The sequence below is a fragment of the Subdoligranulum sp. APC924/74 genome, assembly GCF_003324125.1.
GTDB lineage: Bacteria > Bacillota > Clostridia > Oscillospirales > Ruminococcaceae > Gemmiger > Gemmiger qucibialis.
In genome coordinates this window covers 1-23,753 of record NZ_PSQF01000046.1, presented here as the reverse complement: position 1 = coordinate 23,753, position 23,753 = coordinate 1, and the positions used below count along the sequence as shown (strand labels likewise).

At 57.1% G+C, this 23,753-nt stretch carries 23 protein-coding genes; 9 read left to right on the top strand and 14 right to left on the bottom strand.

Annotation, left to right across the window (positions count from 1 at the left end; translation table 11 throughout):
• Nucleotides 1-141: 141 nt before the first annotated feature.
• The 7 genes from C4885_RS16500 to C4885_RS10630 all read right to left on the bottom strand — a co-directional run bounded on the left by C4885_RS16500 (nt 142) and on the right by C4885_RS10630 (nt 8,832).
• Nucleotides 142-288, bottom strand: coding sequence for a hypothetical protein (locus tag C4885_RS16500; protein ID WP_158538876.1), 147 nt, complete (start codon nt 286-288; stop codon nt 142-144).
• Nucleotides 289-411: 123 nt separating this feature from the next.
• Nucleotides 412-1,104 carry a hypothetical protein gene (locus tag C4885_RS10655; RefSeq protein ID WP_114000326.1) on the bottom strand — a complete coding sequence of 231 codons (693 nt, stop codon included), beginning with the start codon at nt 1,102-1,104 and terminating at the stop codon, nt 412-414.
• Nucleotides 1,101-3,158, bottom strand: a complete 2,058-nt coding sequence (locus C4885_RS10650) for a hypothetical protein (protein WP_114000325.1) — start codon at nt 3,156-3,158, stop codon at nt 1,101-1,103. The genes C4885_RS10655 and C4885_RS10650 overlap by 4 nt, the downstream gene beginning before the upstream one ends.
• Nucleotides 3,159-3,238: 80 nt before the next feature.
• The gene (locus C4885_RS10645) at nt 3,239-3,913 is read right to left on the bottom strand and encodes a hypothetical protein (RefSeq protein WP_114000324.1); all 675 of its coding nucleotides are present in this window, start codon (nt 3,911-3,913) and stop codon (nt 3,239-3,241) included.
• The gene (locus C4885_RS10640) at nt 3,910-5,922 is read right to left on the bottom strand and encodes a hypothetical protein (RefSeq protein ID WP_114000323.1); all 2,013 of its coding nucleotides are present in this window, start codon (nt 5,920-5,922) and stop codon (nt 3,910-3,912) included. Before C4885_RS10640 ends, C4885_RS10645 begins: the two co-directional genes overlap by 4 nt.
• Nucleotides 5,923-6,153: 231 nt before the next feature.
• Nucleotides 6,154-7,827 (bottom strand): DUF2142 domain-containing protein, encoded by a 1,674-nt coding sequence (locus C4885_RS10635; RefSeq protein WP_114000322.1) that lies wholly within the window; start codon nt 7,825-7,827, stop codon nt 6,154-6,156.
• 21 nt (nt 7,828-7,848) lie between these two features.
• Nucleotides 7,849-8,832 (bottom strand): NAD-dependent 4,6-dehydratase LegB, encoded by a 984-nt coding sequence (locus tag C4885_RS10630; protein WP_114000321.1) that lies wholly within the window; start codon nt 8,830-8,832, stop codon nt 7,849-7,851.
• Between the two features lie 282 nt (nt 8,833-9,114).
• Between C4885_RS10630 and C4885_RS10625 the strand changes: the two genes are divergently transcribed.
• Together C4885_RS10625 and C4885_RS10620 are read left to right on the top strand one after the other, a co-directional pair.
• Nucleotides 9,115-10,503 (top strand): ATP-binding protein, encoded by a 1,389-nt coding sequence (locus C4885_RS10625; RefSeq protein WP_114000320.1) that lies wholly within the window; start codon nt 9,115-9,117, stop codon nt 10,501-10,503.
• Nucleotides 10,496-11,194, top strand: coding sequence for a response regulator (locus tag C4885_RS10620; protein ID WP_114000319.1), 699 nt, complete (start codon nt 10,496-10,498; stop codon nt 11,192-11,194). The genes C4885_RS10625 and C4885_RS10620 overlap by 8 nt, the downstream gene beginning before the upstream one ends.
• A gap of 96 nt (nt 11,195-11,290) precedes the next feature.
• On the opposite strand, the gene C4885_RS10615 is transcribed toward C4885_RS10620, so the two are convergent.
• On the bottom strand, nt 11,291-11,875 hold the full coding sequence (locus tag C4885_RS10615) for an RICIN domain-containing protein (RefSeq protein ID WP_114000318.1): 585 nt from the start codon (nt 11,873-11,875) through the stop codon (nt 11,291-11,293).
• Nucleotides 11,876-12,109: 234 nt separating this feature from the next.
• On the opposite strand from C4885_RS10615, the gene C4885_RS10610 reads away from it, so the two are divergent.
• Nucleotides 12,110-12,514 (top strand): methylglyoxal synthase, encoded by a 405-nt coding sequence (locus tag C4885_RS10610; protein ID WP_114000317.1) that lies wholly within the window; start codon nt 12,110-12,112, stop codon nt 12,512-12,514.
• Nucleotides 12,515-12,751: 237 nt separating this feature from the next.
• Here the strand turns inward: C4885_RS10610 and C4885_RS10605 are convergent, their stop codons facing one another.
• From C4885_RS10605 to C4885_RS10595, 3 genes are read right to left on the bottom strand one after another with little or no spacing between them, the layout of a single operon-like run.
• Entirely contained in the window at nt 12,752-13,741 is a 990-nt protein-coding gene (locus C4885_RS10605) for a glycosyltransferase family 2 protein (RefSeq protein WP_114000316.1), read from the bottom strand.
• A gap of 15 nt (nt 13,742-13,756) precedes the next feature.
• Nucleotides 13,757-14,230, bottom strand: coding sequence for a hypothetical protein (locus tag C4885_RS10600; protein WP_114000315.1), 474 nt, complete (start codon nt 14,228-14,230; stop codon nt 13,757-13,759).
• Entirely contained in the window at nt 14,231-14,671 is a 441-nt protein-coding gene (locus C4885_RS10595; protein ID WP_114000314.1) for an Lrp/AsnC family transcriptional regulator, read from the bottom strand.
• A gap of 476 nt (nt 14,672-15,147) precedes the next feature.
• Between C4885_RS10595 and C4885_RS10590 the strand changes: the two genes are divergently transcribed.
• Genes C4885_RS10590 through C4885_RS10580 form a run of 3 tightly spaced genes read left to right on the top strand, consistent with a single transcriptional unit; the run spans nt 15,148 to nt 17,472 of the window.
• Entirely contained in the window at nt 15,148-15,825 is a 678-nt protein-coding gene (locus C4885_RS10590; RefSeq protein ID WP_114000313.1) for an amino acid ABC transporter permease, read from the top strand.
• Nucleotides 15,826-15,846: 21 nt separating this feature from the next.
• The gene (locus tag C4885_RS10585) at nt 15,847-16,584 is read left to right on the top strand and encodes an amino acid ABC transporter ATP-binding protein (RefSeq protein ID WP_114000327.1); all 738 of its coding nucleotides are present in this window, start codon (nt 15,847-15,849) and stop codon (nt 16,582-16,584) included.
• A 30-nt stretch (nt 16,585-16,614) separates the two neighbouring features.
• Nucleotides 16,615-17,472: an amino acid ABC transporter substrate-binding protein gene (locus tag C4885_RS10580; protein WP_114000312.1), complete on the top strand. Its 858-nt coding sequence runs from the start codon at nt 16,615-16,617 to the stop codon at nt 17,470-17,472.
• Between the two features lie 292 nt (nt 17,473-17,764).
• Here C4885_RS10580 and rbr read toward each other — a convergent pair whose 3' ends face one another.
• Nucleotides 17,765-18,301, bottom strand: a complete 537-nt coding sequence (gene rbr / locus C4885_RS10575) for a rubrerythrin (RefSeq protein ID WP_114000311.1) — start codon at nt 18,299-18,301, stop codon at nt 17,765-17,767.
• Nucleotides 18,302-18,724: 423 nt separating this feature from the next.
• The gene (locus C4885_RS10570) at nt 18,725-19,783 is read right to left on the bottom strand and encodes a PTS transporter subunit IIC (protein WP_114000310.1); all 1,059 of its coding nucleotides are present in this window, start codon (nt 19,781-19,783) and stop codon (nt 18,725-18,727) included.
• Between the two features lie 191 nt (nt 19,784-19,974).
• Here C4885_RS10570 and C4885_RS10565 point away from each other — a divergent pair, with 191 nt between their 5' ends.
• The 3 genes from C4885_RS10565 to C4885_RS10555 all read left to right on the top strand — a co-directional run bounded on the left by C4885_RS10565 (nt 19,975) and on the right by C4885_RS10555 (nt 21,790).
• Nucleotides 19,975-20,733 carry an alpha/beta hydrolase gene (locus tag C4885_RS10565; RefSeq protein WP_114000309.1) on the top strand — a complete coding sequence of 253 codons (759 nt, stop codon included), beginning with the start codon at nt 19,975-19,977 and terminating at the stop codon, nt 20,731-20,733.
• The gene (locus C4885_RS10560) at nt 20,726-21,118 is read left to right on the top strand and encodes a hypothetical protein (RefSeq protein WP_114000308.1); all 393 of its coding nucleotides are present in this window, start codon (nt 20,726-20,728) and stop codon (nt 21,116-21,118) included. The genes C4885_RS10565 and C4885_RS10560 overlap by 8 nt, the downstream gene beginning before the upstream one ends.
• Nucleotides 21,119-21,232: 114 nt before the next feature.
• Complete coding sequence (locus tag C4885_RS10555) at nt 21,233-21,790, top strand: DJ-1 family glyoxalase III (RefSeq protein WP_114000307.1); 558 nt, start codon at nt 21,233-21,235, stop codon at nt 21,788-21,790.
• A gap of 450 nt (nt 21,791-22,240) precedes the next feature.
• On the opposite strand, the gene C4885_RS10545 is transcribed toward C4885_RS10555, so the two are convergent.
• Nucleotides 22,241-23,635, bottom strand: a complete 1,395-nt coding sequence (locus C4885_RS10545; RefSeq protein WP_114000306.1) for an MATE family efflux transporter — start codon at nt 23,633-23,635, stop codon at nt 22,241-22,243.
• Nucleotides 23,636-23,753 lie beyond the last annotated feature (118 nt).

The window sequence follows — 23,753 nt, the reverse complement described above, 5'->3', positions numbered from 1 at the left end:
TACCGCAACCCGACATTATCGAGCATTTTGGCAACGCAGATGCCGTGCCGCAGCCGCCGGAGCGGTGCTTAAGCCGTAAGGCGGGAATTGTGCGGTGTTGCCTCAACATTGTGATTCCTTTTTGGCTGCTTAGCCCGCTTTTCATTTCCTCCAGATCATCACCCCCATCCAGAACAGGTTGGCGAAGATCCTGTCGGTGCCGGTGGCCACCATGGCCGGGAACAATGCCCAGGACAGCACCACCCGATGGCAATATGCCCCAGCATCTACCGCGTTCCTGGAATACATTCGCTCTCGGCTGGGGGATGCCTTTTGCTGATTTCACCCATACCAACAACAAACACCGTGCCGCCATGCAGGGGGTTCTCCTGCTTGCGGCACGGTGCTTTGTTGTATCAGGCTATTGTCGGGTTATTGTTTCTTTTTGGCAAGCTGTCTGCCCACGGCCCACAGCCAATCCAATGCGGCGGCGGCAAGGGCGGGGTACACGATCAGGCCGAACAGCTGGTACCAGGCGGGGATAAAGTAATCTGCCCCGCCGGGCAGGGTGCTGGCGGCGTTCAGGGTAATGCTTTGCGGAGTAAAGGTCAGGCCCACGGTCTTGTTTTCATCGGGGCTGCAGGGATCCAGCCGCAGTGCCACGATCTGGGTGCGCGGCAGGGTGTACACATAGGTGCCGTCTGCCAGCACTTTGGGGAAGACGCGGCGGTCCTGGCTGTAGGGCTCCCCCGTTTTTGTGGTGTAATACAGGCACATTTCGCGGGAATCGCCGTCAAACTCCACGTTGTAGCTCACGGTACGCACCACGCGGCCGGATACATCCTCCAAAATCATCTGCGGGTCGCCGCCTGTGGTAATCAGCTGGCCCTGGGGTGCGCTGTTCTCCCCCGGCTCCCCCCAGGTCAGCTCGGCCAGCTGCCAGCTTTCAATGGGGATCGAGGTTTCAGTCAGGGTGCCTTTTGCCTTGGCGGAGCTGTCCCCCGCAAAGGCCACCGCACCCTGCACCAGCCAGAACACCAGCGCCGCGCACCAGCACAGCACCGGCAAGGCAAAGCGATGGGCAAACAGTCGGTTCAGGCGGCTTTTCCATGTCATCTCTTTCATTGGGCCGCCTCCTTGCTCATCTGCATTGTGACCGGCTCATACCCGGCATCCGTTACGCGGTAGAGCAGGGTCTGCCCCGCCTGCGCAGCGGCCAGGTGGTCGGTAAACAGGTTCTGATAGCTCTGCACAAAGATATCGTCGATCTTTTGCAGGTAAAGCACCGTACAGCCGTTGGCACGCACGGTTTCATCCAGGCGTTCAGCGGTGTAGGGGTGGTAGTAGCGCTGCTTCACGCCCTCCTCCTGCGGTTCCAGCTCCGGCAGGCCGAAGGTTCCGCCGCCGCCCTCCTGCGTGGCCCCCACGCCGGAGTAATCCACCAGGACGGGGTAAAAATCAAACACGGCAGAGAACCAGTGTTCGCCGTTATCCCCCTGGCTGACAAAAAACACGCGGTCGTTTTCGTTCAGGTAATCGCTGCACAGCCAGTCAGCTTCGGCGCGGGCGGTCTTGCGGTCGGCGAATTCGCCATCCGAGAAACCCAGCACCGAAAGCTGCGGCAGGATCATGCCGTTCACCCGCACCAGCATGGCAGCGGCCATCAGCAGAACACCGGCCTGGCCCGCCAGGGCAATCCAGCGGCGGGCCGGGGCTTTCTGTTCGCCATCCGCGGTTTGCAGGGCGGTGCTCCAGCAGGCCAGCGCCATAAAGAACCAGCCGATATAGTAGGTATAGATATAGCGGTTATAATCCACCAGCCCCACGGCCTGATCCGGCTTGAAAATAAAGCCATAGCTGAGCGCCAGCATGAGGTTATACCCCACAAAGCATGCAAGGGACAGCACCCCGATGCAGCCAATGCGCAGCTTGAGCTGGCGGCCTCTGGCGCAGATAGCCGCCACCAAGAACACCAGCAGAATCAGCACCACAACATTGCGGCCCTGGCCGATCATGCTCAGCCGACCATCCGAAGTCCAGAACTGGTGGCCCATATCGGCCATGGCTTGGGTGAACTGGCTCTGGCGCTCGGCGTAAAAGCCCTCCACCGGCTGGCCCAGCAAAATCTTGATGCCGTTGATGACCACAGCGGACAAGGGGGCGCTGGTTTCGCCGGTGCCGCCCTCGCTGGCACTTTTGGCAACCAGAATGCCCACATAGCGGATGTTCCAGAAATAATAGATTAGCATGGGCGCGGCAAAGCAGGCAATGGCAAAGCCGGTGCGGCGGGCAAGGCCCTTTTTGAAGGGGTGCTCCGCAAACAGCCAGGCATCCACAGCCATCAGCCCCGCCGCCACCAGGGACAGCACAAAGGTGTTGGCCTTGATGTTGGCCGCCAGCGCCAGTACCGGCAGTACGGCCCACTTGGGGCCGCCGGTTTTGCGCAGCGCCAGCCACAGCGCCACAGCGCCGCCCAGTGCAAGGCCCGCGGGCACATCGCCATAGGCGGTCATATAAGTGGTATCCAGATAGATCGTATGGTTATACACCGTCAAAAACCAGGGGGCAAACCAGCAGATTGCTGCCAGCGGCACCGCAATGCGGTACTGGCGGAAGTTCAGCCCGCCCAGCACCGCGGCAAACACGGCGGCGGCCAGCACATCATACGCCACATAGATCTTCCAGTCTGCATAATGGCCCAAAAACTGGAAGAAGTAGGAGAGCAGCGGCAGGCCGGGGTTCTGGGTCTGGGGCCAGGGGGTTCCAAGGGTAGCCAGGGCATACAGGCGGTTATCCGCCTTGGTCACCTTTACGGCGGTAGCCCACAGGCTGAGTTCATCATACTTGGTTGCCAGCGGCTGGCGGATGAAAAAGTACACCGCAAATGCCAGCGCCATGCCCCAGAACAGCACCGCCCCCGGTGTAACCAGGCGGCGGTAGGCCGGGCGCTGGCCTTTGTGGGGCACCAGCGCCCACACGCCGTTGCCCGCAAACACCGCCCACAGCAGCACAGTGCCGGGCAGCAGCAGGTTTGCCACGCCCGCAGCCGTCAGCCAGGCAACGGCAATGCCCAGCGCGGTCAGCGGGGCCAGCGCAGCATGCAGGTTACATTTGAGCGTTAGGAACGCGCAGAACAAAAACAGCACCGCCAGCGCGGCAAAGATGCAAAGCAGCTCCATAGAATCACCATTTTATACAACATAAAAGCCCTGCGGGTGTGCCCCCAAGCCATGGGCGCACCGCCCCACAGGGCTCTTTTTTACTTTTTGCGGAAAACATCAACGGCAAGGCAGGCAAACGCAGCCCCCACAGCCGGGGCAAACAACAGCAGCAGCCATTGGCCGCCGTTTGGCACAAAGCGCAGGTACCACGGCTGCACCGGGTTGAGCACCACGCCGTCCAGCCGGGTAGGCACGCCGCCCACACTGTCCGGGTCAATGCGCAGCCCGGTCACGGTAAGGCCGCCCAGGTCAAAGGTATACTGGTTTTCGCCGCTCACGCGGGCAAAAACTTTCTGGGTCTCGCTGTACTCGGTCTGGCCGGGGCGCAGGTAATACAATGCTACGCTGCCGGACGGCAGGTAGTGCACGGCGTCCAGCTCCACCGTTTCCAGCCAGGCTTCGCCCCGCCAGATGATGTGCGGGTCGTTGTCGGTGGAAAGATACCAGCCGGGTTCATCCACCGGCGCGGTATGCCATTCATCGTCATCATAATTGACAAAGCTTTCAAATTCCAGGTCATCCGCCGTCAGGGTGCGGGTCACCATAGTGCCGTCTGCTTTATGGTTCAGCATCACAGCGCTGCCCACCAGCACGTACACCAGCCACACAATAACAGCGGCGGCATATGCCAATATCAGCAGCTGCTGGGGGCGCAGCGGGCGGCCCGCACGGGCGGGGGCGGCAAAACGCTTGGTTGGGCGTTTATCTTTCATTGTACCACCCCGCTTTCTGCCACAGCCACCGGGGTAAAGGCGATAGGCTTGCTGCGGCCTTCAAACCGGTAAAGGGTTGCGGGCATATTAGCTTTCAGCCCGCCTTCGAACCGGCTGCTGAACTCCCGCTCCAGATAGTCGTCCGCGCGGTCGATCAGCAGGTAGTCGATCTGCTTTTCTTCCATATAGGCGGTCAGAGAGTCTGCGGTGCAGACCGCCTCAAAGTCATACAAGGTCCAGTTCAGGCTTTCCACCAGGTTCATAAAGTCGGAGTCCCACCGGCTGGAATAATCATCGTTGCCCCACCAGGTACCGCCATAGCCGTTGACCACCTTGGCGGTCAGCTCATACTTGTAGTAGTACCAGCGGGTGGCATCATCGCCCTGACTGATGACCAGCACGCGGTCCGGCCAGTCCAGCACGGTGTTCATTGCTTCAGCGCGGTTCTTTACATCGCGGCGCAGGGTGTACAGGCTGTCGGCGTTGGTCCAGAACCCGGCTGCGGGCACACCGCGCCAGGCAAAAATACCCAGCACTGCCGCAGCGGCCAGCCCCAGCGCCGCACGGCCCAGCCGCTGCGCCGCGCCGCTGCCCTGCCCCACCGCAAAGCCCAGCACACAGAAGCCGTACAGCATCCACCCCTGCAGGTAGGGCGCGATATAACGCTCATAGTCCTTCAAGGCGGAACCTTCGGCTTCGGAGAAATTGTAGAAGTACAAAATCAGGTGGAAGAGATACAGCGCGGCAAAGCAGAACGCCCCGCCCACAAAGCCAACCACGGTGCGGCGGCGTGCAGCACCGGCAGGCGCTGCCACAAAAGCCGCCGTGAACAGCAGCAGAATGCAGCTGACGGCCATGATGGGCGCGCCCACCAAACAGACGCGGCGGTACAAAAATGCCTGGCCCATGCTCTGCATAATCTGGGCAAAGCGTTCTTCGCGCCCAATGCCCAGCAGCTGCTTGATGCCGCCGGTCAGCACAGCACCATAGCTCAGGCCCGCGCTGCCCACGCTGGCCCCAGTGGTTTCGGTTGGGGTCACGGCGGCGGTATAGCGGTTCCAGCTGATAAACACCGCCAGCACCACCGCCGCCAGAATACTGCATTTTGCCAGCGATACGCCGAAAATGCGGGCAGGCTTTGTATCCGGGTGCGGCGTACCGAACAGCTGATCCAGCCCGATCAGGAACGTAACGATCAAGGCATAGGCAAAACCGATATCTTTGGTCATGGTCAGCACGGCAAGTGGCATGGCACAGGCAAAAAAGCCGGTTTTGCGCCCGCCCGCCGCGGCATACAGGCACAGGGTTCCGCCAAACAGCAGCGCCAGGGGGGTATCCGCCATGGCGTTGGCGTAAATGGTGGATGGGGTGCCCGCCGGAACCACGCTGAAAAAGAACGGCAGAAGAAAGCCCGCAGCAAACACCAACACAGCACCCGCCCAGTTTTTGCGCGGCATGGCTGCCGCCGGGGCAATGCAGGCCAGGAACAAAATATCCAGCCCGGCCAGGCACTGCCATTCATAAAACTGGCCCGGTACGCGCTGGAAGAGATAGGAAACCAGGCTGGTTGCCGGGTAGGTAAAGCTCGCCGTCAGGTTGATGGGATCCGCCACATACAGCGCAGCGCGCTCCGCCACCATCTTGGGGGCAAGGCCCCAGGCGGTAAATTCATCCCACTGGGTAAACATGGGCTGCTGCAAAGCAAACAGCACCCACAAAAAACAACTGCCGCCCACAAACAGCAAAAAGCCGGGGCTGAACAGTGCCTGCCGGATAGCCCGCCACCCGGCACGCACCCCAAAGTAGACCCCGCCGGCCAGCCAGACCGCCATGATGATAAAATGGCCGAACTGCAAAAGCCCCAGCAGGGAAAGCAGATACAGCACCACGACTGACCCGCACAAGGCAGGCAGCGGCAGCAGGGCGGCATCGAACCGGGTGCATGCCGCCACGCACAGACAGCATGCGGAGAAGAACAGCAAAAACAGCAGGCCGAATACAATCTGCACGGTACAGCACCTCCCGGAATCAGAATTAAATTAGTAATTAGCAATGAATCATTAGCGGTGGACCGCCGCCCGGTGGGCGGCTCAGAAATTTGGAGCAAGGTAGCATATAAAGGCTGATTCTATATTCGCAGACTATCACGCAAAAGCTGCGAAAAACCGCAGATTTGATCGTACCACGGGCACACTGCCATTATTCTTTTTAACTATTCTCTCATATACGCGTAAGCCAGCTCACGCGTATACGACGTACACCGGCCCCACAAAGTAGTGCTGGAAGAGCAGCACAGCGCCAAAAACGGCATAGCAGGCGCACAGCGGGGTGATGGCCGCTTCGGCCTTTTCTTCCGTGATGGCGGGGCAGATGGTTTTGCGCAGCAGTACGGCCAGGGCGGGCAGCAATGCCAGCCAGACGCAGAGGAAATACCGCGCCTGCAGCCCCACAATGCGCACCATGCCCACCGGGGTATAGGTGATATACATGGCTGCCATGGCACCGGCGGCGTACACCAGCGCCAGCAGCGCCACCCCGCCCACGCGGCGGCGGGTGGGGAACGCATCGGCGCGTTTTGGCTGCGCAGCAGCCAGCAGGGCGGCCAACAGCAGCACCAGCGGGCCGGTCAGGTTCAAAAAGCTGATGGGCAGGTCCTTCCAGCCGAACAGGCCGAGCTGCCCAATAAAGAAATCATTCTCTCCCAGGGTCCCCCAGAACGCAGCAATGGTCCGCAGAGGGTTGCGCAGCACAAAGGCCAGCTGTTCACCGCTGTTTACCGTGCTGCCGCCCTGGCGCTCAATCATGGGATAGTTATAGCGGAACGCCGTTCCGTACCATTCCGTCAGCAGGGTAACGGCCATAGCACCGCCAAAGCCGCCCAGCGCCCACAGCGGGCGGCGTCCCTTGGCGTGCCATTCCCGCTTTGCCACCAAAAAGATAGGCAGCACCCACAAAAGGTTCAGGTACGGTTTGGCGATATTGACAAAGATGCAGGCGGCGGTGTAAATGCCCACCGTCCGGGTGTCCCACTCCCTGCGGGTCAGCAGGGCAAGCATCAGGTAATAGCAGCCCAGCAGAGTTGCATCATAGCTCAGCGACGACCCCATAAAAAGCGACATCGGCAGCAGCATAATGGCCGCAAAGGCCGGGCGGTAACGCTCCGCTTTGGCCAGCGCCAACGCGCACAACAGCGTGTAGGCCAGCAGGTTGACGATGCGCCCGCCATATAGGCAGCCCAGCGCGCCAAAGCCCAGCAGGCGTGCCAGCGCCATACCGACCGCGCCCGGCAGGAATGGAATGACCAGAAAGCTGACCGGCTCGCTGACTGGGTCCGGCACAGAATCCCGCACATCGTGCGCCAGGTACAGGGCAAAGCTGTCCGCCATGCTCTGCACTGCGCCGTCCTTGCCGTATTGCTTCAGGGCATAGCCCGCGGTGTTATAGGCTTTTTCCGCCCCGGTATCGGGGTCAGTGCCCACACCGGAAGAGGTATGCGCATTCACCCATGCACCGGGGAACGCTTCCAGCAGGTAGTCCACATCGTCCGGGTAGGTGCGGGAAGCATCAAAATCAAAGTGCCCGGTGGAGATGGCATAGGTGCGCAGGTAATGGTCGGCTTCGTCCGGCGTTTGCAGCGGCGGGTTGGCAAATGCAAACAGCAGCCCGCACAAAAAGATGCACACGGCCCCTTTTGCCGCAAATCCTTTTGCAAACCGCCGCACACAATACCCGGCCAGCAGACATACTTCCAGAAAGGCCGCACACCCCAGTGTAACCACCAGGGGGGACACACGGTTATCCAGCCCAAAGAACACCCGCCAGTAATAGGCCCACAACACGCCGCACACGGCGGCGCACAGCACAGCCAGCCCCCACCGCACAGCGGCGGGCAGCTTTTGTAATTTTATTGGCATAAAACTTCCTTACAACCGCCCTTACAGAATGTACTGGCCGACCTTGTACTGGTCCAGGTTGCCGCGCAGGAACTCAATGGTTTCGGCAAGGCCCTGTTCAAAGGTATACTGCGGTTTCCAATCGGTCAGGGTGCGCAGCTTGGTGGCATCGCCCAGCAGGCGGTTGACCTCGCTCTTTTCGGGGCGCAGGCGCTCGGCTTCGCAGACGATCCTGGCGCTGGGGTTGATCTGGGCAATCAGCTCATTGGCCAAATCGCCGATGGAATGTTCCACGCCGGTGGCAATGTTGATTTCCTGGCCAATGGCGGCATCGCAGTCCGCAATGGCCATAAAGCCGTGGGCGGTGTCCTTGACATAGTTAAAGTCGCGGGTGGGGGTCAGGCTGCCCAGCTTGATTTCCTGCTGGCCGGCCAGCAGCTGGGTGATGATGGTGGGGATGATGGCGCGGCCGCTCTGGCGCGGGCCATAGGTGTTGAAGGGGCGCACAATGGAAACCGGCAGGTCAAAGCTGCGGTAAAAGCTTTCAGCCAGGCGGTCCGCGCCGATCTTGGTGGCAGAGTAGGGGCTCTGGCCCTGGAACGGGTGGTGCTCGTCAATGGGCACATACTGAGCGGTGCCGTATACTTCGCTGGTGGAAGTAACCATCACGCGCTGGGTGCCCAGCTCACGGGCGGCGTTCAGCACGTTCAGGGTGCCTTTGATGTTGGTATCCACATAGCTGTCCGGGCTGTGGTAGCTGAACGGAATGGCAATCAGGGCAGCCAGATGGAACACGCGCTCCTGCCCGCGCATGGCAGTACGCACGCCGTTGGGGTCACGTACATCGCCCATAAAGATATCCATTTCATTGCGGATCTCCGGGGGCAGGGTATCGATCCAGCCCAGGGAACCAAACGAGTTATACAGGCAGAAAGCACGCACTTTCTCGCCGCTTTTTACCAGCTCTTCGGCCAGATGGCTGCCGATAAAGCCATCGGCACCGGTCACCATAACGGTATGGGACATTGTAAAAACACTCCTTTTTATATGGCAATACCGCCCGCAGGGCAGAACAATCCAATTATTACAAAATAGTATAACCGATTTGCGGCCTGATTTCAACCAATGCCCCGCCTAGCGTGCAAAAAAGTGCCGGGGCTGCCGCGGATCGGGTAGGCCTACATTAAATTTATATAAAGATTATTCCGTTTGTATCAAAGAGTTCGGCAATATGTTATAATAGGATAAATACAGTGCTGGGCCGCCTTGCTACATTCCCTGCCCTGTAGTGGAAAGGAGCCTGCACCCATGCCGCAACGCGAACCTGCCTTGCTTTGGCTGCGGGACTGCGCCCTGACCGCATTGGTCCTTGCGCTGTGTACGCTGACAAGCTGGGTATTTTTCCGGCTGGATTTTGTTTCTTCCAACTATATCCTGACCTATATCCTGGGCGTCATGTATATCAACGTCTTTACATCGGGGTTGGTGTACGGCGTCGTGGCTTCGCTGTTCTCGGTGATGCTGGTCAACTATATGTTCATTGACCCCTTTATGCAGTTCCGCATCCGGTCAGACGACATGGTAACGGCAGTGGTCATGCTCTGCGTTTCGCTGCTCTGCTCCTCGCTGACGGGGCGTATCAAGGTACAGGCCGCCCAAAGCGAGCGCAAAGCCTATGCTTCGCAGGTGCTGCTGGAAGCCAGCCGCAGCCTGTTGGGGGCCGAGGACCCTGACGCCATTCTGCGGATAACGGCCACCCAGTTGGGCAAGCTGTTGGAGCGCCCGGTCTGCTTTGCCCCCGCACCGGAGCACATTGCACCGGGAACCCTGATTCTGCCCCCTCCCGCCCAGACGGATTACCGCAGTTGCCCGGCGCTGCATGAGTTCAGCACCTATGAGCACAATCTGGCATTATCCATCCTGGATGTGTGTTCCCTGGCGCTGGAAAAAGAAGCCTCCAACCGCGCCCGGCGCGAAATTGAGGAAGCTGCCCGCCAGGAACAGCTGCGCGCCAACCTGCTGCGCAGCATCAGCCATGACCTGCGCACCCCGCTGACAAGCATTTCCGGCAACGCGCTGATTTTGACCGAGAAAAATCCCCTGCTGACCGAGGAAAAGCGCCGGGAGCTTTCTGCCGCAATTTATGAGGACGCCAACTGGCTGAACCATCTGGTGGAAAATCTGCTTTCCATCACCCGGATGGAGAACGGCCAGGTAAACCTGCGCATTCAGCCGGAGCTGATTCAAGACATTTTTGACGATGTACTGGCTCATTTAGACCATGACGCCGCCCACCACACCATTGTGACCAACGTGGCGGATGACCTGCTGATGGCCGATATGGACGCCCAGCTGATCGAGCAGGTGCTGGTGAACCTCATCAACAACGCCATCAAATATACCCCCGAACATTCCCGCATCGAGCTTTTCGCCGCGCCGGAGGGTAAATTTGTCCGCATCTGCGTAACGGATGACGGCCCCGGCATCCCGGAAGAAAGCCGGGACAAGCTGTTTGATATGTTTTATACCCTTGGCAAAACCCGCAGCGATGGCCGCCGCGGGCTGGGTCTTGGGCTGGCCTTGTGCCGTTCCATTGTTGCCGCCCATGGCGGTGTGATCAATGTACAGAACGCTGCACCGCACGGTGCCTGCTTCCGTTTTACACTCCCGCGAACTGAGGTGACCCTGTATGAATAAACCGCTGATCCTTGTGGTGGAGGATGACCCGGCTGTTGCACGGCTGATCTCCACCACACTGGAAACCCGCAATTATCAGTACCACCGTGTACAGAACGGAGCCGGTGCCCTGTTGGAAGCTGCTTCGGCACGGCCTGATGTAATTTTGCTGGACCTTGGCCTGCCGGATATGGACGGTATTGATGTGATCCGCAAGATTCGCGGGTGGAGCAACGTGCCCATTCTGGTGGTTTCGGCCCGCAGTGATGATACCGACAAAGTATCCGCCTTGGATGCCGGTGCAGATGATTACCTGACCAAGCCGTTCAGCGTAGAGGAGCTTTTGGCCCGGCTGCGCGTGGCGCTGCGCCGTGTGCGGTACGATACTTCCCGCGCAGGTGACCAGGCCAGCATATACGAGAACGGAGAACTGCGCATTGACTATGCCGCAGGCTGTGTGTACCGCGGCGGAACGGAGATTCACCTGACCCCCATTGAGTACAAGCTGATCTGCGTGCTGGCCAAGAACACCGGCAAAGTGCTGACCCACAACTATCTGCTGAACGAAGTCTGGGGCAGCCCGGCCGCATCGGATACGCCGTCCCTGCGCGTATTTATGGCAACGCTGCGTAAAAAAATTGAGGAAGACCCCAGCCACCCCCGCTATATCCAGACCCACATCGGCGTTGGCTACCGCATGATCCGCCAGTAAAGTTTGGCTTTCAAAATGTAACCGCAACAGCCCGTCCATCCGTTTGTTGCCGGATGAGCGGGCTGTTTCAATTTTATTTATTCGGTTTTCTCTGCTTTACTTGGCTGCGCGGCGTCCGCCTTTGCCGCCGGTCTTTTTGGCGCGGCCGGTGCCGGTCTGGGTGCGGGTGGACTTGGGGGCCGTTTTCTTGGGTTCCGGCTTTGGCATATCCTTTTGCAGCAGCTTATCCGGCACGGGCTGGATGCTCCACAGCTGGTTTTCGCCAAACACATCCTGCCAGATCTGGGCCTGGGTACCGTTATCGACCCGCATGCCTACCAGGTCAATTACCTTATCAGCCAGCACATTGCGGATCTTAGCCTTGCCGCCATCGGCGGGAACAATCTCCCACCGCTGGCCCTTGCCGGTGGTTTTCTCCCACTGGTGCACCCAGGTTCCGTTCACAACACCACTCATGGCCAGGTCCATCACCTTGCCGGTAAAGCGGTTTTTGATGCGGTACTGGCCTTCGGCGGCTTCCTCAAAAATCCATTGCTGCCAAGGCTGACCCTCATAGCTCCACAGGCGGATGGATGCGCCGTTCTCGGTGTTGAAATCGGCAACTTCCAGCACGCGGCCATTGGCGGCAGCGATAGTATAACAGGCGCCTTCCCGAATGACGGTCTGTGCGGATTTTTTCATAGCGTTTTTCCTCCTTTGCCTGTGTGGCGCTTTTGGTGCCTTACAGGTTATGTATTTATTGTACATATTATAGCACATTCGCACAAAGCGGTTTTGCCAAAATCGTATAAAGTTTTTTGGTAACACTGCACGCTTTTTCGGGGTTAGCGGGTGGTTTAACCAAAGGTGGCTTGCATTTTTCAGCAATCTATTCTATGATATTATATAAATAACTAATTATAGGAGGCACCCACCTTGAGGATCGCATTGATTGCCCATGATTCCCGCAAAGAGCTTTTGGCCCAGTTCTGCACAGCCTATGTGCGTATTCTGTCTCAGAACGAACTGGTTGCCACCGGCGTGACGGGCAAAGTGGTACACGATGCCTGTGGGCTGCCGGTTCGCTGCCTGTACCCCGGTGCACGCGGCGGTGCCGAGCAGATTTCCTCCATGATTGCCTGCGGCGAAATTGATATGCTGCTGTTTTTCCGCGACCCCGTCAACGCCCGGCCCAATGAGCCGAACGCCGTTACTCTGCTGCGCCTGTGCGATACCCGCGCCATCCCCGTTGCCACCAACATTGCCACTGCCGAGGTTTTGATCCACGGCCTGGAGCGCGGAGACCTGGCTTGGATCGAATTGCAGCGCGGGAGAAAATAACAAATATCCACGAAACCCCAGCAAGCATTTGTAGGGCAATACCGCATAATTCTAAGTGCCGATACGGCGAGCGAGGTGCCGCAGCTGCCGGAACGGTGCTTAAGCCGCAAGGCGGGAACTGTGCGGTGTTGCCGTAGATATAACACGATTCCACAAATACAAAAAGCATGTGCTTTTTCCACCTTTGTCGGGCGGGAAATCACATGCTTTATTTTATTCTATTGCTTCCGTTATCTTTCAGGTAATTTTCAGCGCGCGCTGAACGCGGTAGACCAGGTAGCGGAACAGCCCAACGATCATGCTGCCCTCGCACCATAAATAGTTAGGCAGATTACGCCAGTAAAATTTGGGCTTTTTGATTTTGGGCAGGGCGATCTTGGCTTCCGCATAGCCCTTGGCATAATCATTGCCGAAGCCGCGGTGACGGAACATGATAACTTTCAACAAATAGCCCAGCAGCATGGGGATAAAATTGACAACCAGCATGACCACCGGCTGGTTTTTGTAGGGCAGCAGAATGCTGTTGCGGCCGCTCTGAATGCTTTTGAATGGGTTATACCGCACCGCGCCGGTGGTGGCACCGCAGATATGGCGGCACTTTGCGGTGGGGCAATAGACGTTTTTATAACCAAAATTGTTGGCGCGCCAGCTGAGGTCAACATCCTCATAGTAGGCAAAAAACAATTCGTCAAAAACGCCAATTTTATCCAAAATGGATTTTCTGTACAGTGCTGCGCCGCCACAGGCAGAAAAAATACGGCAGGGCTTCTGGTAGCGGCTGGCTTTCAGGCCGTCGCCGCGCTTGCAGGCAAAGCCCAGAATCGTCACATAATCTCCGGCGTCATCGGCCAGTTCCGGCTCGTAATAGCGCAGCATCAGGCTGGATACCGCAAAAATCTTCGGGTCGCTCTCAGCGGTTTTCAGCAGCTCTTCCAACCAGTTCGGTTCGGCAAAGGCATCGTTATTGAACAAGGCCATATACTCGCCTTTGGCCATGGCGATGCCTTGGTTGACCGCATGGGAAAAACCGGTATTCTCGCTGTTTTCGATCAGGTGGTAGCGGGGGTTACCGCAGTAGCTGCGGGCAATTTCGAGGCTTTCATCGGTGGAGCCGTTATCGATCACGATCAGCTCAAAGTCCTGCTCAGTCTGCGCCCAGATGGATTCGATGGAATCCCGCAGCCAGCCAGCACCATTCAGATTGGGGATAATCACGCTTGCTTTCACTGTGCTTCCCTCCTTTTAATAACCCATGCCGCCAAGCAGGATGGGCATGTAAGAAAGGCCAACGATCACACTGTGCGCCGCAATCAGCAGGGCCAAAATGACCAGGTCCCCCACCAGCCGCTTGATCATGCAGGCAGTGGCCAGCTTCTGGCGTTCCTCCCATTTGCTGCCGCAAAGGCTCCAGTAAATCATCATGATAAGGCCCACCACCGGGATGGCAAACAACAGCAGCGTTGCAAGGTAATGCCCAGTGCCCATCTCTTCCTGTTGCTCGCCCCCATACCACATGAAAAAGGGATCCTCTTTCAGCGGAAATTCATCCTCGTCTTCATCATCCCAGTATTGAACCATATCTGGGTCCACATGGATGGTATAGCGCGGGCGGCTGGCTTCTGCTTTGGTGGGGGGCAGCGCACGGCCGCAGCGCGGGCAGACGGTAGTTCCCTTGGGAGCCACCAGACCGCATTGTTTACAAATATGCAATTCCATTTATACGTCCCCTTCCAGGCTCAGACTGCGGTCCAGCGGTGTGGCAAGAATGATCTGGGTGTTGGTGTTGCCCATCTTTTGCAGGTGGGTCAGCAGGTGTTCCAGTGCATCAATGCCGGGGCAGCTGACCTTGACGATAAAGTTATAGCTGCCGGTCACGCGGTAGCACTGCAGGATCTGCGGTTCGCCCTGGATCATTTTAAGGAAATGGTCCCGTTCCGATGCCGCCGTCTGGATGGAAATCAACGCCTGGACTCGGTTATTCTCGCCGGGGTGGTGCAGGCGCACGGTATAGCCGCCGATGATGCCCTCCTGCTCCATGCGGTGGATACGGCTGGACACCGCCGGACTGGTCAGGTTGACCTGTTTGGCGATTTCCTTGACCGGCATGCGGGCGTTGCGCATCATAAGCTGGATGATTTTGCTGTCTAATTCATCCATGTCGAGTCACTTCCTGTCAGTTTTAGTCAATGAGCACAATAAAAATAAAATAAAGCAAATAAACCTTGTATGGCATTACAAAACCGAAAACCCTTTTATTTTCTGTGCATATGCTGAATTATTTTAAGTTATCTGGGCATCATTATAATAAAAGCAAAACAAAATTGCAAGTATTGCATTTGACATTTTAATAATCAAGGTTATAATGTACTTGTAACAAGAAAGAGAAAAACAGAGTATAACCCCTTTAAGTTCCCATTTATTACATTACCATCTTCTGACCTTTATATACTTTCCCACCCCTCTATGCACAAAAGCCCGCTTTTCAAGCGGGCTTTTGTGTTTTTGCCTGCCATTTTGTACTCTGCTTTATTTTATGAAGCAGATTTAATTTGCTTTTTCTCCCATACCCTAGTATAATGATGGGTAGTTTGTCTATTTTTATCTTGTTTTGCAAAAACGGAAAGGACTCCGCTGTGAATACACGTCTGGTCGGCATTTTGATTGACTCTTTTCCTAATATTTTAATTAATGGCCTTACGGTCACCCTGCCGCTTACGATCATTTCTTTTGCGCTTGCGTTGGTCATTGCGCTGATTACTGCCCTTGTGCAGACCGCCAAAATCCCCGTTCTGCGGCAACTTGCCCGGTTTTATGTCTGGGTCATCCGCGGCACCCCGGTGCTGGTACAGCTGTTCGTGGTGTTTTACGGCCTGCCCAGCCTTGGCGTACTGATCGACCCGTTCCCGGCTGCTGTGGCCTGCTTTGCCATCAATGAGGGTGCCTACTGCGCCGAGACCATCCGCGCCGCGCTGGAATCTGTTCCCGCTGGTCAGATGGAAGCCGGGTACTGCGTTGGCATGACCTATCTGCAGACGATGCGCCGTATTGTGCTGCCGCAGGCACTGCGCACGGCGTTCCCGCCGCTGTTCAACTCGCTGATTTCCCTGCTCAAAGATACCTCCCTTGCCGCAAACATTACGGTAACCGAGATGTTTATGGCCACCCAGCGCATTGTGGCGCGCACCTATGAATCGCTGCCGCTTTATCTGGAAGTTGCCTTTATCTACCTGATGTTCTCCACCATCCTGACGCAGGTCCAGCGCTGGGGCGAAAAAAAGCTGAACGCCAAGGGCTTCAGCCAGAATTCCTGAGGAGGTGCCGCCATGCAGGAGATGCTGAAAATCACCGGAATCCGCAAATCGTTCAGCACGCTGGATGTGCTGAAAGGCGTGGACCTGACGGTGCACAAGGGCGAGGTTGTTTCGCTGATCGGGCCTTCCGGTTCCGGCAAGACCACGCTGCTGCGCTGCGCCAACTTTTTGGACCAGGCCGAGGACGGCACTATGGTGCTGGACGGCCAGACCTACCATTTGGGCCATGTGCGCCGCACTGAGATGTACGAAGCCCGCCGCCACACAGCGTTTGTGTTCCAGAATTACAACCTGTTTTTGAATAAGACCGCGCTGCAGAACGTGACCGAAGGGTTGATTGTTGCCCGCAAAATGCCCAGGGATGAGGCCGAAGCCCGCGCCCAAAAAGCGCTGGAAAAGGTCGGCCTGGGCAACCGCGGTGCCAGCTACCCCAATCAGCTTTCCGGCGGGCAGCAGCAGCGCGTGGCCATTGCCCGCGCCATTGCCACCGACCCCAAGATCATCTATTTTGACGAGCCCACCAGCGCGCTGGACCCGGAGCTGACCGTGGAAGTGCTGGCCGTGATGCGGGACCTGGCCGCCGATGGCATGACAATGCTGGTCGTGACCCACGAGATGGGCTTTGCCCGCAACGTTTCTAACCAGGTCGTGTTCATGGAGCACGGCGTTGTGGTGGAACAGGGTCCCGCCAAAGAGATTTTTACCGCCCCACGCGAGGAGCGCACCCGCGCTTTTTTGCGTCTGGTGGAAGATAAATGAAAGTTTTTACATAACCAAGGAGAAGCACATATGAAACTGAAAGCATTGACCGCTGCCGTACTGGCAGCCGCCCTGCTGTCCGCCTGCGGTTCCTCCGCAGCGTCCTCTGCTGCACCGGCAGCGGATACTTCCAGCGAAACCGCTGCCAGCGCCGATAACTCCGGCGATCTGCTGGCCCAGATTCAGCAGCGCGGCGAGATCGTGTTTGGCACCGAGGGCACCTGGTCCCCCTGGACCTACCATGACGAAAACGACCAGCTGGTTGGCTTCGACATTGAAGTTGCCCAGAAGGTTGCCGAAAAGCTTGGCGTAAAGGCCACCTTTGTGGAGGGCGAATGGGACGGCCTGCTGGCCGGCGTGGACGGCGGCCGCTATGACAGCATGGCCAACGGCGTGGAAATTACCGAAGAGCGCGCCCAGAAATACGATTTTTCTGACCCGTACTGCTACATCCGCACTGCCATTATTGTAAAAAGCGATGATGACAGCATCAACAGCTTTGAGGATCTGAACGGCAAGACCACCGCCAACACCATTTCCAGCACCTATGCAACACTGGCCGAAAGCTATGGCGCCAAAACCACCGGCGTGGACGACCTGAACCAGACCATTGAGCTGCTGCTGAACGGCCGTGTGGATGCCACCCTGAACGCCGAAGTAACCTATTTTGACTACCTGAAAGAGCATCCCGATGCGAACATCAAGATTGCGGCTTTGACCAATGATGCTTCCCAGGTTGCTTTCCCTGTGCGCAAGGGCGATGAAACCGCCACCCTGCGCGAAGCTCTGAACCAGGCTATCAATGAGTTGCGCGAGGACGGCACCATTGCCGAGATCAGCGAGAAGTACTTTGGCACCGACCTGAGCCAGGCCCCCAGCGCGAACTGATTTAAGGCAATCTGTCTTTATCATATCAGTAGGATGGGGGCATCCGATCCCGCCGGAACATTGGGTATGTAGATATTTCAAATTTTTGCAATGTTCATGGCATTACAGCAGAGCGTGCATCATTCATAATGTTTCGGAACGGTCTTGAGCGTTCCGGGGCTTTGGGGGAAATCCCGTTATGGGCGATACCACCCACTCAACTATTTTTCCCATTCTTAGCCCCATAAAATACATTTTCCCACACCAAAAACCGCCCCGGAAAGGTTATGCTTTCCGGGGCGGTTCTCCATCATCAATAATTTTCCGCGTGGACTTCAAAGTAGCTCTGGGGGTGATTGCAGGTGGGGCAGACTTCGGGGGCCTGGGTGCCCACCACGATGTGGCCGCAGTTGCGGCACTCCCACACTTTTACTTCGCTTTTGGCAAACACTTCTGCCATTTCAATGTTGTGCAGCAGGGCGCGGTAGCGCTCTTCGTGATGCTTTTCAATGGCTCCCACCAGGCGGAACCGGGCAGCCAGTTCGGGGAAGCCCTCTTCCTCAGCCGTCTTGGCAAAGCTGTCATACATATCGGTCCATTCGTAATTTTCGCCTGCGGCGGCGGCTTTCAGGTTGTCGGCGGTATCGCCGATGCCGTTCAGCTCCTTGAACCACAGCTTGGCATGTTCTTTTTCGTTATCAGCCGTTTTCAAAAACAGTGCTGCGATCTGCTCAAAACCCTGCTTTTGGGCCACGGAGGCAAAGAAGGTGTACTTGTTGCGTGCTTCGGATTCGCCCGCAAATGCGGTCATCAGGTTTTTCTCGCTCTGGGTACCAGCATACTTGTTCATAACATTCTCCTTATTCATGGTTTAAGATTTATTCCGAATCAAAGTTTTTTGCATCAGTATATTGTGCCTTGTTCTATAGCCTTATTATAGCACAGTTTTGAGATTTGTAAAGACGATTTTTAAGACTTGATATTAAATTTTATCCGTCGATTTTTAGTGAAAAAGCCAGTGCCGGGCAGAAATCTGCCCGGCACTGCCGAAAAAGTTCTTTGATTGTCTTAAGGCATCACCGCACAATTCCCGCCTAACGGCTCAAGCACCGTTCCGGCGGCTGCGGCACGGCATCTGCCGCACCTCGCTCGCCGTATCGGCACTTAGAATTATGCGGTATTGCCTTAGCAAAACGGCAGGCATTTTGCGGTATAAAATTGCTCGCCCTGGTGCTGTTGCAGCAGCGCCCACACTTCCTGAACGTCCATTGGCTTAATCCAGCTTCAGGTCGCCGTCCTTGATCCAGCCCTTTTTGCGGAACAGCGCGCCCAGCACCGCGCACAGCACGGCGGGCAGAACAAAGCTGACCAGCAGTAAGCCTGCCCAGTCAAAGGCGGTGATGCCCGCTTTTGCGCCGGATGCCACATCGGCCACCCAGCCGGTGTACACGCCGATCTGACCCACCAGGCCGCAGGTGCCCATGCCGGAAGAAACCGCCGGGCCGTTCATCTGCAATTTGAACACGCAGGTGGCAATGGGGCCGGTAATGGCGGAAGCAATGATCGGCGGCAGCCACACGCGGGGCTTTTTCAGGATGTTGGGCATTTGCAGCATGCTGGTGCCAATGCCCTGGCTGACCAGACCGCCCACGCCGTTTTCCTTAAAGCTCATCACGGCAAAGCCGACCATCTGGGCGCAGCAGCCCGCAACGGCAGCGCCGCCCGCCAGACCGGTCAGGTTGAGCGCCGCGCAGATGGCTGCGCTGGAAATGGGCAAAGTCAGCGCAATGCCAACCAGCACCGAAACCAGAATGCCCATCAGCAGGGGCTGCAGCTCAGTGGCCCACATGATCACGCTGCCCACCGCAGAAGCCGCCGCGCCGATGGCAGGGGCAAACAGCACACTCAGACCCGTGCCCACCAGAATGGTGACCGCCGGGGTAACGATGATATCGACTTTGGTCTCTTTGCTGACAAGCTTGCCGCACTCTGCCGAAACAATGGCGATAAAGTATACGGCCAGGGGGCCGCCTGCACCGCCCAGGCTGTTGGCAGCACTGCCCACAGCGATCAGGCTGAACAGCACCAGCGGCGGGGTGTGCAGGGCGTAACCGATGGAAGCCGCCATGGCAGGCCCGGCCACGCTCTGGGCGAAAGTACCGGCATCCACCAAAAACTGCAGGCCGATCTGCTCGCCCAGCGTTTTAATGATGGTGCCGATCAGTAAACTGGCAAACAGGCCCTGAGCCATAGCGCCCATGGCATCGATGCCATAGCGATGCGCCGAGAACACAACGTCCTTGCGCTTCAAAAATTCCTTAAGCTTTCCCATACTCTTGCTCCTCTCAGATATCTTTCAGCATTGTACCGCCGAAGTTGTCATGTGTCAAGACACAAATCATGACAATAGTTTTCCACCAAGAGCGGGCAGATTGCGGGCGGTTGTCAAAGATTGGTTTTTGCGGTACAATAATACCAATCTTTTGGCCGGGCGTTTGCCCTGCTGGAATTGGGGGATTTTGTATGGTTGAAACGTTTGATGTCAGCATTACCCCGTACGGGCTGACCCGCCGGACTTTTGTTTACCTGCCGGATGACTGGCAGACTTCCGGCAAAAAATATCCCGTACTCTATATGTTTGACGGCCACAACCTGTTTTTTGACTCCACCGCCACATACGGCACCTGCTGGGGGCTGAAAGAATACTGTGACGCCCACCCCAACTGGATCATTGCCGCACCGGAGTGCAACCACGAGGGCAACAAGCGGCTGGAAGAATACTGTCCCTACCAGTCGGACTGGTTCGGCGGCATTACGGGCACTGGGCATGAATACATGGAGTGGCTGACCAAAGAGTTCAAGCCGATGATGGACAAGCGCTACCCCACCCTGCCTGGCCGCGCCAACACGGCCATTGGCGGCAGCAGCATGGGCGGCCTGATGAGCCTGTACGCCATCACCGCTTACAACAAAGTGTTTTCCAAAGCAGCGTGCCTGTCGCCCTCGGTGCGGCTGTGCATGCCGGAGCTGCGGCAGGAGATTGCCAACGCCACGATCCACCCTGGCACCCGTGTTTATCTGAGCTGGGGCGAAAAAGAGAGCGATAAGCCCGGTGCTTTGGGCGAATACACCGCCAATGCGCTGGAAGTATGCCGCGCGCTGCTGGGCAAAGGCGCCGCCGTTGACCCCTATATGCAGCCGGACGGCACCCACTGCGAAGCCTGCTGGGCCAAGCAGGTGCCTGCATGCATGGACTTTTTGTTTGGTGGCAAGTATGAGTAAAAAGAAAAAGCGCAGCACCCCCGCGGCTGCCCCTGCTGAACCGGCCAAAGCGGAACACACCCAGCCGGAAGAACCCGCCGTCAGCAGCACGGCCCGCTGGATGGGTGCTTTGTGCTACCTGAGCATCCTGATTTTGATTCCCGCCTGCACCAAATGGCGGCAGGATGAATTTGTACGGTTCCACCTGAACCAAGGGCTGATGGTGTTGATGCTGGCAACCATCTGTGCCGCGCTTGGGTTTGTTCCGGTGCTGGAGCAGGTTGCGTTGAGCCTGACGCTGCTGGTAGATGTGCTTTCGCTGGTGGGGCTTATCACGGCGTTGCGCCGCCGGGCCGCACCCCTGCCGTTCATTGGCCTGCTGGTCGCGCGGTTCCACCCATTTTAATTCGTATATTTTATTTGTATTTTCCAGATTGTATTATTCAGAAGAGTTTTAGTCATATTTATATATTTGTTTTATATTATTCAAATTGTATTATTTTGTAAAGGAGTGTTTTGTATGAGCAAAGCTGTTATCTTTTTTGCGCCCGGCCTGGAAGAGTGCGAGGGCCTTTTGTGTGTGGATCTGCTGCGCCGTTCCGGTGTGGAAGTAACGATTGCTGCCGTGGGCGGCGAAAAGATCGTCAAATCTGCCCGCAGCATCAGCGTTGTGGCGGATGCCCTGGCCGAAGAGCTGGATTATTCCGCTTTTGATGCCGCCATCCTGCCCGGCGGCATTCCGGGTGTGGACAACCTGAAAGCCGATGCCACGGTGCGCAAGGTCTGCACCGAGTTTGCCGCCGCAGGCAAGGTCGTGGCCGCAATCTGCGCTGCACCGTCTGTGTTGGCGGCGTTCGGCATTTTGCAGGGCAAAAAGGCAACGGTTTACCCCGGCATGGAAGATAAACTGACCGCCGCCGGGGCCGAGTACACCGGCCTGCCCATCACGCTGGACGGCAACATCATCACCGGCGAAGCGCTGGGCGCGGCCATCCCCTTTGCGCTGGCCCTCGCCAGCCGCCTGGCCGGGCAGCAGGCATCCAACGCCGTGAAGCAGGGCATTGTGTATCGGTATTGATTTGAAGTAAAGCGTTGTAAAACACACAAACCCGCCAGCGGGCGGCAGCGTATTTCTGTTGCTGCTTGCTGGCGGGTTATTTTTTTGGTAGTTGCTGTTTACGCAAACAGGGCCTTGTCGTATATCTCATTACGTTATGGCATATCCCAATTTTTCAGCAACCACTTTCCCCAGTGTTGTCTTTCCACTTCCGGACGGACCAATAGTCATGATTCCTGTTGACCTATTTACTTCCCGCTTTATCTTCTTCTCCGCCCATTCCCCACAATCTTTTCAAAGCCGATATTCATACCATTCCGTATCTATTTTCTTGAACCCAGACGTCCCTGTCCTGATACCACGGCAAGGACACCGCATCATTCCGATAATAGGGAATCAGCCGGATTTGGTTGCCGATGATTCGTTCTGTCATTTTGGGAGTTCTCCGCAGACTTTTATTGATTTTATATTTTACAGTGTCGGTTCTGTTTCCGCCGTCACCGCGTCCCCCAGTTCCTTTGCTTTGCGGCGCAGTTTGCCCCATTCCGGGGTCAAAAAATAACCGAGCATGGCCACCAGGCCCACGGCATAGCTGAGGGAAACGCAGGCCATGGAGGAAGTGCCGTACCCCAGCGCATGCAGGATATACGCCGCCGGGATGCGCACGGCCCACAGGATAAGCAGGTTGACCACCGTGGTATATTTGACCGCGCCGGTACCGTTGACAAAGCTCATCATACAGTTGAACACCGCATAAGTCCAGATAAAAGGCAGCACCCACCAGGTATAGAGCACTGCGGCATCCAGAACCGCCGGGTCGCTGCTGAACAGCCCCAGCAGCGGGCGGCAGAACACAGTAGCCACCAGGCCAATCAGTAATGTAGCTACACCGGCAGCGCAGGTGATCTGCACCACGCCCCGCTGCAAACGGCGGTAGTTGCCGGCCCCCAGGTTCTGCCCGGCAAACACCACCGCGGCAGAAGAAAACGAGGTGATGGCAATACCGGCAATGCCGGTCACGCGGCCTGCAATGGAGCACCCGGCCACAAACACCGAGCCCTGCATATTATACACAGCCTGCACCGCCACATGCCCCACCGAGTACAGCGAGTTATTCAGCCCCAGCGGCACACCCACTTTCAGGATGGCCGCCAGCTGCGCCTTATCACAGCCATGGGGCAGCAGGGGAAATTGCAAACCCTCGTAATTGCGGCGGGCGTACAGGATGCTGGCCAGCCAGGAAAGATACAGCGCAATGGTGGTTGCCAGCGCCGCACCGGCCACACCCATGCCCAGCACCGCCACAAAGGCAACATCCAGCACAATATTGGTCAGGCAGGAGATCAGCAACAACAGCAAGGTGGACCGGCTGTCCCCCAGCCCGCGCAGGATACCGGCGTTCATGTTATAGCCAAGGTTGCCTAGGGTGCCCAGCGCCGTAATCCGCAGGTAGAGCACCGCATAATCAAAGGCATCTGCCGGGACCTGCATCAGCCGCAGCAGTGCCGGGCCGACAAACATTGCCAGTATCGTGACCGGGATGGCGCACAGATACAAAAACCACACCGCTGTGCGCACCAGCATGCGCAGCCCATCCGCATTGCGGCGGCCCATTTCCTGAGAAACAAGGATGGACGCCCCGTTGCCGATGCCCAAAAACACGCACAGCAGAATTTCCATTGGCTGTGTGGCGGTGCCCACCGCCGCCAGCGCGGCGGAATCACAGAAATTGCCCACCACAAGGGTATCCACCGTGCCGTAAAGCTGCTGCAAGATATTGCCCACACAGATCGGCAGGGCAAACAGTGCCGCCGATTTGATGATGGAGCCGCGGATCATATCAATTTTGCCTGTATGGCTGGCCATGCCGCAAACCACGTTCCTTTCACTTTTCCAAATGTCTTTATGGCAATACCGCATAATTCTAAGTGCCGATACGGCGAGCGAGGTGCGGCAGATGCTAAGCCAAAAGCGCAGATAATAC